The organism is Candidatus Marinimicrobia bacterium CG08_land_8_20_14_0_20_45_22 (assembly GCA_002774355.1).
Classification (GTDB): domain Bacteria; phylum Fidelibacterota; class UBA2242; order UBA2242; family UBA2242; genus 0-14-0-20-45-22.
The window spans coordinates 25,180-38,920 of the sequence record PEYN01000073.1 but is presented as its reverse complement, the minus strand read 5'-3'; the positions used below and the strand labels follow the sequence as shown (position 1 = coordinate 38,920).

The following is a 13,741-nucleotide window of genomic DNA, read 5'->3' as shown; positions in this document are numbered from 1 at the left end:
GCGCGATATGTTCGTGACGGTAGAGCGAGCGGATATCGGTTTGGAGTAATTCGTCGCGGTCATCGTTGCCGTATTTACTGAGCCAGAAGAGTTCGGGGTCTTGCCCGCGGTTGACGATGGGATTTTTAGGAAGTTCGAGAATTTTATTTCCTTGCTGGACTTTAGGATTGGCGTCTTCGTATCCGGCTTCTTCGCGGCTGGGGATGTGGGCGCGTTTGTCCTGATTGTGTTTGATGGAGTCGATGGAGTTTGTCATAGTTTTTCAGCCTATAAAATGTCTAAAAAATGTTTAAAGATATCTAAGTAATTCATCCAGGTTCTCTCTAACGGATATCTAAAAAATGTCTAAAGATATCCTGGAAAATGTCTAAGTATTTCATGCTTATTAACCATTTCACGGATTAATTGTCCAGATTTTACCCTTGTTGATGATCTTGCCTTTTCTTTTCAGATCCTGCAGGATATTCCTAATCTTATTTTTTTTCTGCTGTTCGGTCAGATTATCAGATATCTTACTTAACATAACTTTTTCAAATGCTATTTTTTTGGTTTCCCCGAATTTATCGAGATGTTCGATAATCATCTTACGAATAAATTGATCATCGACGCCTTTTAACCTCATATAGTCAGTGGACTGGCCGGTAGTCTTGGCAATCGAGGCCGATATATGGTAATTTGGCTTTCGTCCTTCGATTAGCCTTCTCTCCTTCAGATGATGAGCTTCGTCTTTGGTTAATTCTTTTTTCTTTTGCACCTTGTCCAGGAGTATAATTTCCTCCAGGCTAAGATCGGGATTCAGAGCCAGCACTCTGGCATACTCCGGATTCAACATTTTTCCGATTAAAACCACTCTAACTAAGTTATCGGAAAGATCATATTCCGGAAGCGGGAAGAAGCGCTCGCGCTGAAGACGAAACATTCGTTTGATGCCACCGCCAACGGTGTCGATCATATTCAGTTTCAGCATTGCCTGGGTTAAAAATTGATTCCGATAGTATGAAGGCGGATTCTGACTATGCAAAACTTTTTCAATAGAGCCGGGCAGGAAAGAACCCGGATTGACAAAAGTCAGGTAACCATCTTCGCTTTCGGTAACGGTAATTCTACCGTCTAAGGTGTAATCCTGATGAGCGATACAATTACTCAAGGCTTCTTTAATATTAAGTGGTTCGTACTGATCGATTTCTTCGGGAAATAGAGTTCCCTGTTTCAGATAGCGATATTTCAGATTGCGGATTTTAGCGAATACCTGATCTACGGCCTTTACAAAGGGACAATAGAAATGTTCATAGTCCTTTTCGACAGCGTCTTTATCCCTCAGAGTCCAGGTAATCTGGGCAATTGCCGGAGCGATATGATGCGCCGATTCGGGTTTGCCAAGTAAAAGAACAGCGGTACGGGTTATTTGAGAGTCGATGGTAATCCGGGCATTATTTAAAAAAGTAAGGTTGTTCCATGAATTCGTCTCATCTGCCAGTCGCGGATTTTTCTTTTTAAAAGATTCCCGTGCAATTCTAATGGCATCAGCATCAAGATCATTAAAGGTTGCACCCGAACAGATTTCGCCACTCCAGTCGTAATTAGTGACCTGCCTACGGATACGTTCTATTTCTTCGATGTTTAGCGGGCGTAACGATTCGCCGTCTCTACCATAATAATGTCCTTCCCAGGCGACCGGGATTCCTTGTGGCGCGGGAGGAATATGGAACATGACCACTCTGCCTTCCGGCATGGTTAGTTCAAATATTTCGACAAAAGTAATCCGACCGGTAGTTTTTTCTCCAATCTCGTTTTTTAAACTATCTAAATAAGGCCGATTGCCAGCCCGATAATTGGAACCGACTATTTCCCTATCCTTGTTCCTCACCCCGAAGATCAGCCAGGATTCATTTTTAACCTTAATATTCGCCTCATTGCTCAGTGCAGAGAAATATTTGCCAATTTTATGAAAATCATAACCGCTTTTTGCCTCTTTAAACTCGACAGTCTCTGCTTCGCCCGGAAGCGAGCGAAGTTTCTGTAATTTTTCCCTGAGTTGTTCTTCGTTCATCGTTTACAGCGAATTGATTTTCTCGATGAGTTCGTTTTTAATATTCCGAATATCGTTGGCGATTTCGATGAAATGCCATTCGGGGTATTGATATTTATCCTTGACGGCGTTGACAGCCGGAAGCCAGCGATTTTCGACGAACCATTTCTTTTCGGCTTTGTCCTGACTCATGCCGGAGATTTCAATCAGCAGGTTTTTCGATTTACTGTCTTTTCCAATGACCCGAGCGACAAAATCAGGGAAGTACGAATGATCCTTGCCATCTTTAACATAAGGAATTGCCAATCCGAGAAACTGATTTTTCACATAGGAAACAACTTCGTCCAATTCCTCGAGTGACTTGGCGGCTATACCTTCCCATCCGCTATCCATAACAACGGCATTCACGTGGCTTTTAGTAGTCCAATAAACCTCTTTAGTGGTTTGGCCGAAAACGTACTTAGTGCTGTTGAATTTGTTGTAGTAGTTAAAAAACGGCCGGATAAAGTCAGAGGTGTTTTTATCGGTATTAATTCCACGTGCAATATGATCTACAACGGTTTTAAGATTTTCGAAATAAAGCAGTCGTTTATACTGATCACCGCGTATATTGAGAAGTTCCACTTTGGTCTTATACCATTCTTCGACGATTTTTTTCAGTTTCCCGAATTTTTGGAATTGTTTATTACCATCGTCATCACTGAAATGGACATTGATGAGTTCTTTGGTAAGCCAGAAGATAATTTCGGCGTCTCTTTTCTCCAGAACACTTTGGATTTTTAATTCGATTTCCTGCGGGGAAAATGCGTTGGCTAATTTGGTACGGATCGGCGTCATATTTCCCTGAATCTGGAAATTCTCGATACCTGAAAAATCATGTGTTATTTTACCATCGGTATTATCTATACGATAGCCGACAACATTCGGAAAAGTAATCTCATATAAAGATTGCCTTGCTTCCATCGCAAATATTTTTGTTGTTTTTTGCGGTGGCGGTGGTGGTGGAGTTTTTCCACCTTTGAACATTTTAAAAGGAACTCCGATAATGTGGGCATATTCCGGGGGAAATTTGTAGGCCGTGATTTTACGTTTATCTTCCGTTGGGTTGCCTTCTTTGTCATATCCTTTCAGAGTATAGTTCACCCGGCGCAAAGCGCGACCGGCGACCTGTTCGCATAGCAATTGAGAGCCAAAAGCGCGAATGCCCATGATATGGGTTACGGTGTTGGCGTCCCAGCCTTCTGTCAGCATCGAGACAGATACTACACACCGAATATGGGAGCCTAATTTCCCCGGCTTTCCAACCGTGTTAACGACCTCGCGCAGGATTTCGGTTTCGGTGATTTTTTCAGTGCTGCCCTGTCCGTGTATCCTGACATAATCGCGTTTGAATTCTCCGATTTCCGATGCGAAAATTTTTTTAAAATCATCATTGATCTGGTTGTTGTTTTCGAGAGCATCACTATCGATTAACAGTGTTGGTGGACGTTTTAATGGTCTGCCAGTTGAGATGTCATAATTGGAGAACATTTCCTTGATACCGGGAACAGTCCGAACCGCTCCGTTGGGATCTTCGAATTCATAACCAGCGATATATTTATAAACTTCTTTTGAAACGGACGTATTATTGCAAACAATAATAAAAACGGGGGGTGACGTCAACAGGTTTTTGGCTTCTTCCTGTTGTTCGCGGCACCCTTTATCATAATCTTCATAGTGTTCATAGAATTGATCTAAAGCAATTTTAAGCAGTCTGGGTAATTTTGGTGGAAGTTCCTTTACGTTAGAACCTTCTTCTTTTGCTTCTGATTTCCTTCGCTTTTGTCCCTTTTGAGGTAAATCATTTTTTATATGTTCATACAAGTTACGAAGAACTGGCATTTTCAATTCTTGAGTATTATCGCTTTCCGGGATAAATGGAATCTTAACAAGCCCGGATTCGATAGCCTCTATCAATCCAAAATCGATAACCGTCCACGGGAATAAATCATACGCCTGATAGCCGGAACCTTTAAGGTAGTATGGAGTCGCAGAAAGATCATACACTTGCTGGACTTTGAATCGCCGTGAAATTTCTTTGATACCGGTAAACCAGACGGCGGCGCGGGCGTTTTCATCGGATTCTTCGTTGTCAGAGGTCTTTCCCTTTGACTTTGGCAAATAGCAGTGATGTGCTTCGTCGTTGATAATGAGCAAACGGGTTCCGGATTTGAATTTTCCCAAAGTTCTTTTAACGACAATTGAAAAATCCTCTGAATTCCCGGAATCAATCTTATTTCCGTTCAAATCAACTTTTCCATCATAGACACCACGCTTGTTACCTTGTAGTGTTTTTGGTTCAAAAGTATGATAATTTGTAACAATCAATCGTGCGTTGAGGTTTTCAAGTCGAGTTTCGAGATGTTTTGGCGTTAATCCTCGAATGTGATAGTAATCTTCAATTTCGTTCGGATTTTTATGGTTGGTATCAACGAACAAAACACCCAGACGGTCTTTGATGGTCACTCCGGGCGTAAGTACTAAGAAGTAATCGGCAAAGCGTGTGTCGTTGCGATATTCCTGTCTGTTGAAATAGTGATAGAGAATGAAGCAGGCAATAACGACCGTTTTCCCGGTTCCCGTCGCCATTTTAAAAGCAATTCTGGGAAGTTGACTTGAAAGATCATCAATTTCTTTTCGCTGTCCTTCCTGAATTACATTCAGGATGTTTTGCCCGGCGTTTGATTTGTCCGCGACTTCATTTAACCAGACGGCTGTTTCGATAGCTTCCCGTTGAGCAAAGAATAGTTTTTTAACTGCGTGTCTATCTGGATTTTCAAACCAAAAGATCAGAAGTTCTTTGGTGACCCTGGTTGTGTTGGGATAGTTTTGATTTCTCCAGATCCCTACTTCTCTCCGGCAGAGATTGATGAGGTGACTCCCGTATTGTCCTGGCGTGTCGTTGACCTCAAAGATTTCCGATTGAGGACCCTGTTTGGTCGGAATGACCTGAATATCAGGTGTGAAGATTCGTCTTCCCGGACGGATGTCGCTATAGTTCAGCGCGCCGTCGGTATCGGTTGCGTAATGCAGAAGGGGTTCATTATAAGGACTGTTTAATATTGGATTTTCAGTATTCATTGTAAAAAATGCCTTCATTGTCATTTTACAAAGGAATATCTTTCATGTCAAGAGAAAGGTTGTAACTTATTTTCCAACATGAAACAAGCAGATTTTCACAGTTTAAACAGTCGCGGGCTGTAGGAAGAAAACGAAAGAGAAAAAAACATACCGCCCACGTTATCTTTTCAAATAGGAATCCGGCCTTCCGAAGGTTTTCCTTCGGAAGGCTTTTGGACGACTTGTGATTCGGTTTCCTTGTCAAACGCGCATCAGGCGTTTTCGGGCGGTACGGGCGTGTCCGGAGTTTTCGGTTTCCGCGCCTTGAGAATTGACTTGAATTCGTTGAGGATCGTCTTATTTCCGCGGAAACAAGTCTTGGCGGACTGACGAATCAGCGCCACCGCGTCTTTCAATTCGGCGAGAGCCGCGTTCCGTTCTGCGCCAATCTGGACTTGCAGGCGTTTGGCGTTTTCCTGTTCGCGGTCTTTCTCCTGAAGTTCCGTGTGGCAGGCATTGAGTTCCGTCAAATCAACCTCTTTGATGCCGCGTGCCGTCAGTTGAGACGCATAGGTTACCATCAGTCCCTTCATGTACCCCAATTCGTTCAGGACCTCGGCGACGGTTTTGTCTTTTTCTTTTCCGATGTGGAATTCGATCAGGACGTTCTTGTTGCGGAAAAATTGCACCTTTGCGGCGGATTGAATTTTCCCGATGATGAACTGGCCTCTTCCAATCAGCAGGTTCTGTTCGTCGGTCAGCCGCCTGACGTGGCTTATGCTCTCCTTATGCTGGAAATCCTTCTCCGTCAGGGTTGTAATGAGCGTTTCGACGCGCCCAACATCTTCGGTGGTGATACCGACCTCTGCAAGTTCCGTTGCATGATTCTTCGCGGCGGCCAGCGCGACCCCCGCATCCTGAATTACGTTACTTTGTGACATTGCCATTTCGGCCTCCTTCTGTTTTTTCTTGTTCTTTTTCTGTTTTCTATCTTTCCAGTATCTGGAATTCGATGGTCAGATTCGAGCGGGATTTCATGGTAAAAGTTCTGCAGAACGCCATTCGTTTCCGTGATGCGGTCATTCTTTCCAATAATGAGATCATTCCCGCAAGAAGTGGAATTGTTCTCATCAGGAATGGAGTTATTCCTTTCCGGAAATGGGTTGTTCTCATCAGGAAAGGAGTTATTCTGCTTCGGAATGAAGTCGTTCACATCCGGAAAGGCGTTATTCTAATCAGGAATGGAACCATTCTCATCCGCAATGAGGTTGTTCTCGATTTTAGATAGTTCGGCGCTTTCCGGGGAGTGACGGGAAAGATGGAACGAAACATAGGAAAAAACAGGATTCCTGTGGGATTGTCCATTCCATTTCCTTTTTTTGTTATCGGTGCAATTCGTATTCATGAAATCTTCTTGATTCCACCTGATTTGTCGTTAGGCAGGTTCAGGACTAAACCTGAAACGGATATTTCAGAAAGACTTTGCGGAGCGGGACGATAGACTTTGGTTCTTCATCAGGCTTCTCAAATTGCGCAATGACTAAATCATCAGCGCGGAACAATACATTGCATAAAAACTCATTATGGGACAAATGTAAACGGAATGTGGAAAGAACCAAGAAAATTTTTACTGCTAACTTCCTTATCTGTCAGTGAGTAAGCGAATATATGGAAAAAACAATATATTTGCTCTTGAATTCGATTTCAATACCAATTAATTTCTGGTGGTAAGTGTAGCGATGAAAAAACGAAAATTTATCAAAACGAGCGACTCATTGGCTGATGGCGTCGATCAGTCTCGCCGTGACTTTTGCCTGAAAATGGCAACAGGTTTAGCCGGAGTGGTCATAGCGCCGACATTTGTTTGTGATGCCTTTGCCGGGAAATCGGAACAGCCGTACATTCGTGAGGCTCGCTATTATAAAAAGTTGGATGGGAAGAACATTCAGTGTCAGCTTTGCCCGAAGAGTTGCATCGTTTCGCCGGGACAACGCGGTTATTGCAGGGTGCGCGAAAACCGGGATGGCGTCTATCACACATTAGTTTACGGAAGGTTATGTACAATTAACCTCGATCCGATCGAGAAAAAACCGCTATTCCACTTTTTGCCGGGAACGACGGCGGTTTCGGTTGCCACTGCCGGATGTAATGTTCAATGCAAATTCTGCCAGAATTGGAATATTGCACAGGTTAAGCCGGAAGATATCCCATTCGAATATTTGTCCCCAGAAGCCTTAGTCAGTTTGACGAAATCCCAACAGTCGCCGACGATAGCCTTTACCTATAACGAGCCGACGATTTTTATTGAATATATTCTTGACACGGCGGCGCTTGCCAAACAACGCGGCGTTCACAGCGTGATGATTTCCAATGGATTTATCCAAAAACAGCCTCTGCTGGATTTATGCAAAGTTCTTTCCGCATATAAGGTCGATTTTAAGGCGTTTTCGGAAAAATTCTATTCAGAAGTTGTCTCAGGGTCGATGAAGCCTGTCCTTGATACGATGGTTCGGATTAAAGAACAGGGCGTTTGGTTGGAAATCGTCAATTTGGTCATTCCAACGCAGAATGATGATCGCAATTCTTTGCGCGAGTTAAGTCGCTGGGTCGTGAATAATCTTGGAACCGACACGCCGGTTCATTTTACGCGCTTTTATCCGCATTATCAGATGAATAATCTTCCACCAACGCCGACGCGGACGCTGGAAACGGCTTACGAAATTGCGCGGGAAGCGGGAATTCAGTACGTTTACATCGGGAATGTTCCCCCAAATAAGAAGGAGAATACGTACTGTCCTTACTGCGGAAGTCTCTTAATCGAACGCGCTGGTTTTTCTGTCATCTCTAATAAAATTGTCGATGGAAAGTGCAGCGTTTGTCAAGCAAAAATTCCCGGAATCTGGAGGTAATATGAATCACCTATTTACTTTTTCGTTTCTGTTGCTTTTCGTCTGCCTGATGTTTCGTGCCGCAGGAGCGCAGGACAGGCAACCGGCGGCGGCAGGATCGTTTTACCCCGACAATCTCGGTGAATTATCCGCCACGCTTCAGCGGTTTTTTAGCCAGACAGGGAAGAAGATTCTAAGTGTCAAGCCCATCGCGCTGATTGCTCCGCATGCCGGAATATTTTACAGCGGGCAGGTCGCGGCTTATGCCTACAACGAGGTCAAAGATCAGAAATACGACGCGGTTATTGTTGTCTCTCCGTCGCATATCGAATATTTTCAGTATGCCGCAATTTATCCCGGCGATTCTTATGTTACACCGCTTGGCAAGATGCCTGTTGATAAAAAGTTGGCGGCGCTTTGCGAGACGAAAAACGGGTTAGTAAAATTCTCATCGGTCGGTCATGTTGCGAAAATGCTGGAGCGCGGCGAACATGCGCTGGAAATTCAGTTGCCGTTTCTGCAAACCATTTTCGGAAATGTGCCTATTATTCCGATTGTCATTGGAACGATGGATTATCAAGTGATCGAATCGCTGGGTCAAAAATTGGGCGAGATCGCCTCGAAGGAAAATGTTCTTCTCATCGCATCCACCGATCTTTCGCATTATCATCCGTACAACCAGTGCAAGGCGATCGATCAGAAATTTATGACGCAGATCGAACGGATGAATCCAAAAGCGCTTTATACTGGATTGTACGAGCGTGATTATGAAGCTTGCGGCGGCGCGGCGGTCGTAGCCATTATGATTGCCGCTCAAAAAGTGGGAGCCAATCGCGTAAAAATTCTGAAATACGCAAATAGCGGCGACGTTCCCGGCGGGAGTAAATCACAAGTCGTCGGATATTGTGCCGCGGTGATGTATCGAAATGAGAAGGTAAAAGAGGAAGTGAGAATTGATTCATCAATCTTGAATAAAGGCGAACTGAAGCATGACGAACAAGTTTGGCTATTGGATCTCGCCGAAGCGACGGTCAAAGCGGTTGTAACCAGCCAATCGATGCCAAATCTCAAAGAAATTCCACCGAAAATGAAAGAAAATCGCGGCGCGTTCGTGACGCTCGAAAAGAATCACGAATTGCGCGGATGTATCGGATATATTTTACCGATTTATCCGCTTTATGAAACGGTAATGAAAGTCGCTAAATCGGCGGCGCTGGAAGACCCGCGATTTCAGCCTGTTTCAGAACGCGAACTGAAAGATATCACCGTCGAAGTTTCCGTTCTTACTGTTCCAGAAGTAATCACAAATCCGAATGTGATCGAAGTCGGGAAACATGGCATCATCATTCGTCGCGGTTATTATCAGGGGCTACTCCTTCCGCAGGTTGCTACTGATTACGGCTGGGATAGAGAGACGTTTCTGGGACAAACTTGTCTGAAAGCAGGACTTCCTCGTGATGCATGGAAAGATAAAAGCGCCGAAATTCAGATATTTTCAGCGCAGGTTTTTAATCGGGAAACGGTCAATGAGAAATAAATTAGAAAGCAGGAAAAGACTGCGGGGTCGATTGGACTTGTTCTCCTTTGGCGGATTGAATGTATTGTTGAATAGGATGATAAAATTGTGAGTAAATTAGCGAGCCTGTCCGCCTTGGCGGATAAGTTTGGGATAAAGTAATGAGGAAGGTCGCAAAGAATTTGCGACGGTCATTGTGCCCTTGTGACTTTGTGGCTAGAAAGAGAAAGAAATGCTGAATCTATCGGTTAAACTGTGTTCAAATGCATCTTGGATAATTCTGATTATTGCCGGACTTTTTGAGGTGGTATGGGCAGTCGGAATGAAATATACGGAAGGTTTTTCGAGACTGATACCTTCAATCTATACAATAACTGCGATGTTTATAATTTTTGGTCTATTATCGATGGCAATCAGGATTATTCCGATCGGGACGGCGTATGCAGTTTGGACGGGAATCGGTGTCGTTGGAACGGCGATGCTTGGAATTCTGTTATTTCACGAACCGGCCACTCTTTTTCGAATCGTCTGCATCGTTGTTATACTTTCCGGAATTGTCGGACTGAAGTTAGCCAACCATTTTTAAAGAGACATAACCTGTATTTTAAGTAATAAGGTGCTAACCGGTTTTTTTATCTTGGCGAGATTTAACCTTTGCGGCGATATCCGGGTAATATTTTTGCATACACTCCGGACAGATTCCGTGAGTAAAATCAGCTTCGGAATGAGTTTGGATGTATTCTTCGACGTTGTGCCAGTAACCTTCATCGTCACGGATTTTTTTGCAGCTGGCGCAGATCGGCAAGAGACCGCTTAACGTTTTGGCTTTATTCGTTGCATTCTGAAGTTCAGTGATGAGTTTCTCCCGTTCCGCTTCAATCTTTTTCTGTTCGGTTATGTCGCGGAGAACCAGAATTTTTCCAATCATTCGATTAAACCGGTCGTGAATGATAGAAAGTCGTAATTCATAGTTATGTACCGGTTTTATATTGCTTAGGTCGATTTCTTTTTGCAAATAATCTATAGATTGTAAAAATTGATCCAAATCGAATGTTAAAGGGAATAATTGGTAAATATCTGAGCCAATTATCTGTTTGATATCGCGTTGCAAGATGATCGAACACGCAGGATTTGTATCAACGATTTGGTTTTTTGAATCCAATACAATGACGCCGTCAACCATGTTTTCCACGATAACGGTTCTAGCAATTGGGGCAAGTTTAAAAAATTTCAGATTTAGAATGCCCCACGCAAGGAGGACTCCTGACAAAGCGAACCCAACGGGCGTCCAATCTATCCCAGAAATCGGATTTTTCCCAAAAACATAGATCAGATTCCCGGTTATGGGTAGAATGGCGCCTACGATAAGAGCAAGGTTCTGGAGCGTGTAAAAAGCGCCATATCGGAAAGCCGCATTGATGAGAAAATAAAATCCGCCAAAGATAAGTATGTATTCGTATGCGTATAATAGCCACCAGAACAAGCCGTGACTGTAAACTGCAAGATTTGTTTCAGAATTGATAGTAATGCTAGGCCATAGTAAATGGTGGAGATGATTAGTAAACGTCATGACCATTATGACAATGTAAATAACTGCGAAGAAATAGAGCGCTTTCCTAGAGATCGAGTTCTTACTATGATGATACTCAAATCCGAAAAGAAAAAAGAACACGGGAACGGATGTGGTTCCAAAGTAAGCGACAGCACTCCAAAAGTATTTTAAAGATTCGGTGGCGGCCGCAGTCTCAATAGCGAGACTAAATGCCCATTGAGCGGCGGCGACTTCGAGGAAGAATAACCAAAGTGCGCCTTTTATTTCACGGCGTGGCCAGAGTGCAAAGCCAACAATTACTGCGATAATCGTCGTTGCAAAAAAAATATAGCTGTAAATGTCGAACGAATAAATATGCATAATCACTCACTTAAGAAATACATTTATACCCTAAAAAATCTTTTATGAATAACAAAGAATTTGTCGTTGATCTTGAGTGTTTGAAATTATTCATAGCGATTATTCTTGATGCAATTTCCCAATAAAACCGTTACGCTTGATAAAAAAATTAATGTAAGGGTCGATTCGATTCCCCAAACAGGTATGAAAATTCCTGCGGTTAAATAAGCGCCCAACGCGGCACCGAACATATCCCATGCGTACATTGTTCCAGAAGCAGATGCGAGAATTCGGTCATTTGATCGTTGGCTCAGCATTGTTAGTTGTGGAAACAGCGTTCCGATACAAATTCCTATCAAGATCAAAATTAGGTAAATCCCCAATCCGGCCGTCGTTGGAGCCGAAGTGAAGATCGTTAACAGAAACGAACCGGCCACTAAAACGGTCACACAAAAAATCGAGATGCTAATAAGATGTGGTTTTTGTGAAAACCGGGGCGAAATCCAGATCGAACCAAAACCCGATCCGGTCATATAGGAAAGTGTCAGAAAAACGATGCCGAGATAAATCGCGCCAACGCGGCTTTGATAGACAATAATCAGAACCGACTCAAGGCTCATTCCGATAAAACCCAGCGCAAACATGGTCAGCCTGCTGATCGGAGCATGGTCTTTTTTATGAAACAAAAATAAAAAGGGTAAGGCGGATAAAAGAAACCATCCGGGAAAAATCAATCGATTCGGTATTCGCTTAAGCGTCTGGAAAACCGGTTTCAGCCAGCCGCCCGTCTGTTGATCCCAAAGAATCGTGTTGTAGTAAAAACCGATTGGTGCGTTGATGCAGTTGATTGCCGTTTCATCGCAAGTTTGGATTCTATTTTGAAGGAATTTGATCCGTCCATACGCGAGGCGATCGGCGAGAAAATAGTCCTGAAAGTATAACGTTTTCAGGTGTCTAAGACGGATTTGTTCAGAAAATACGGAAAAATCGGTTGAAATCAGCTGGTTTGACGCCAGCAGGTGAATTGTTTCTCCCGGAATCCACTCGGTGAACGGAAAAACTGTCTGCAGTGAATTTTCGATAATCTTCATAAATCGGACGTGATCATCGGACAAAAAGGTTTCGCTTCCGGGCAGTTGTACAGATAAAATGCCGCCGGGATTTAATCGCTGATGTACTTTGGCAAAGAAATCTGTCGTATAAAGACGGTTCCATTGCACATTAATCGGCGGCGGCGCATTCAGAATGATGACATCGAATTTTTCCGAACATTTTCTAAGATAGACGAGCGGGTCAGCCAAAACAGTTCGGAATTTCGGAGAATTTGATTGGTCGTTTGCGGATTTCCGAATGACACGATCAAGAATCTTGTCTGGTTGAACGCTTGTCAGTGAGTCAACGGTCGGATGGCGAAAAATTTCTTTTGCCAGATTGGCAGGACAGATTCCGACCAACAAAACTGATTTCGGCTTTGGATGACTGATCAGGGCAAAATGGACAAGTTCTTCGGCTTTTTCTGTGATTCCAAATGTCCAGAGTGGTTCGCTGTCGCCGTAAACGGTCAGGTTTTTATCATATTCAATGACGGTAAGCGATAGAAACGGCGATTCCTGAAATGATTGAAAATCAAATGGCCGCCATTTTATCTCAAGAATTCGATTAAAACCAAATATAAGGGAAAGAATAACCGGCATGATGAAGAAGACGAAGAAAATCAGTCGTGGTCGAAATTTTTTAATAAGAACGATATTGACAAGAATGAACAGCGCCAGAATGGAAAAGTGAAGAATTTGGAAAGAATTCAGACCTATAAGCAAAAACCCGGCAAAAAACATACTCCCTAAGGCTGAGCCAAGAACTTCGGCGGTATAAATACGATTCAGAGGCAAGTCTAAATTTTCTTTTTCTAACCAGCTTACTAAGAACGGAAAGAAAAGACCATTAATCACACAGGGGGAAAAATAGATGAACTCTGTCCATAATAAAATTCGATCGATTCCGATCAAAGTGGCAATTGATACACCGGTTATCGTACGCAAGAAAGTTTGGACGTAAAAAAATACCAGCAGAGAAAATCCGAAAAGCATTATCAATAACCGAACGACGCCCGGCGACTGGGTTTTTTTTACAAGAAGCGAACCGATGCCGGCTCCGATACCTGTCCATAGTATCCAGTGTCCCAGCGCCAGTCCGAACGTCAACTCGTTTCCCGAGAAAGTTTGCGCGGTCAGACGCGTGAATGACAATTGACCAACCATCGCAACAAATCCGATACTTGCGGCGAGCAACAAAGGTTTTTTATTGAGATTGAAAGACAT

At 43.3% G+C, this 13,741-nt stretch carries 10 protein-coding genes; 4 read left to right on the top strand and 6 right to left on the bottom strand.

The window, feature by feature from the left end:
- The 4 genes from COT43_04705 to COT43_04690 form a co-directional block, all read right to left on the bottom strand.
- Nucleotides 1–256 (bottom strand): hypothetical protein (locus COT43_04705; protein PIS29165.1); only part of this gene is annotated, 256 nt, incomplete at its 3' end.
- Nucleotides 257–394: 138 nt separating this feature from the next.
- Nucleotides 395–2,050 carry a transcriptional regulator gene (locus COT43_04700; GenBank protein ID PIS29164.1) on the bottom strand — a complete coding sequence of 552 codons (1,656 nt, stop codon included), beginning with the start codon at nt 2,048–2,050 and terminating at the stop codon, nt 395–397.
- A 3-nt stretch (nt 2,051–2,053) separates the two neighbouring features.
- On the bottom strand, nt 2,054–5,149 hold the full coding sequence (locus COT43_04695) for a restriction endonuclease subunit R (protein ID PIS29163.1): 3,096 nt from the start codon (nt 5,147–5,149) through the stop codon (nt 2,054–2,056).
- 251 nt (nt 5,150–5,400) lie between these two features.
- Nucleotides 5,401–6,075, bottom strand: coding sequence for a hypothetical protein (locus tag COT43_04690; GenBank protein PIS29162.1), 675 nt, complete (start codon nt 6,073–6,075; stop codon nt 5,401–5,403).
- A gap of 65 nt (nt 6,076–6,140) precedes the next feature.
- Here COT43_04690 and COT43_04685 point away from each other — a divergent pair, with 65 nt between their 5' ends.
- The 4 genes from COT43_04685 to COT43_04670 all read left to right on the top strand — a co-directional run bounded on the left by COT43_04685 (nt 6,141) and on the right by COT43_04670 (nt 10,118).
- Nucleotides 6,141–6,416: a hypothetical protein gene (locus tag COT43_04685; GenBank protein PIS29161.1), complete on the top strand. Its 276-nt coding sequence runs from the start codon at nt 6,141–6,143 to the stop codon at nt 6,414–6,416.
- A 613-nt stretch (nt 6,417–7,029) separates the two neighbouring features.
- Nucleotides 7,030–8,037: an AmmeMemoRadiSam system radical SAM enzyme gene (amrS, locus tag COT43_04680; GenBank protein PIS29167.1), complete on the top strand. Its 1,008-nt coding sequence runs from the start codon at nt 7,030–7,032 to the stop codon at nt 8,035–8,037.
- A complete protein-coding gene (locus COT43_04675; GenBank protein ID PIS29160.1) occupies nt 7,988–9,553 on the top strand; it encodes a hypothetical protein in 1,566 nt (521 codons plus the stop codon). The genes amrS and COT43_04675 overlap by 50 nt, the downstream gene beginning before the upstream one ends.
- A gap of 211 nt (nt 9,554–9,764) precedes the next feature.
- Nucleotides 9,765–10,118, top strand: a complete 354-nt coding sequence (locus COT43_04670; GenBank protein PIS29159.1) for a quaternary ammonium compound-resistance protein SugE — start codon at nt 9,765–9,767, stop codon at nt 10,116–10,118.
- Between the two features lie 33 nt (nt 10,119–10,151).
- Here COT43_04670 and COT43_04665 read toward each other — a convergent pair whose 3' ends face one another.
- Together COT43_04665 and COT43_04660 are read right to left on the bottom strand one after the other, a co-directional pair.
- Entirely contained in the window at nt 10,152–11,444 is a 1,293-nt protein-coding gene (locus COT43_04665) for a hypothetical protein (protein PIS29158.1), read from the bottom strand.
- Nucleotides 11,445–11,530: 86 nt separating this feature from the next.
- Nucleotides 11,531–13,741 carry a hypothetical protein gene (locus tag COT43_04660; GenBank protein ID PIS29157.1) on the bottom strand — a complete coding sequence of 737 codons (2,211 nt, stop codon included), beginning with the start codon at nt 13,739–13,741 and terminating at the stop codon, nt 11,531–11,533.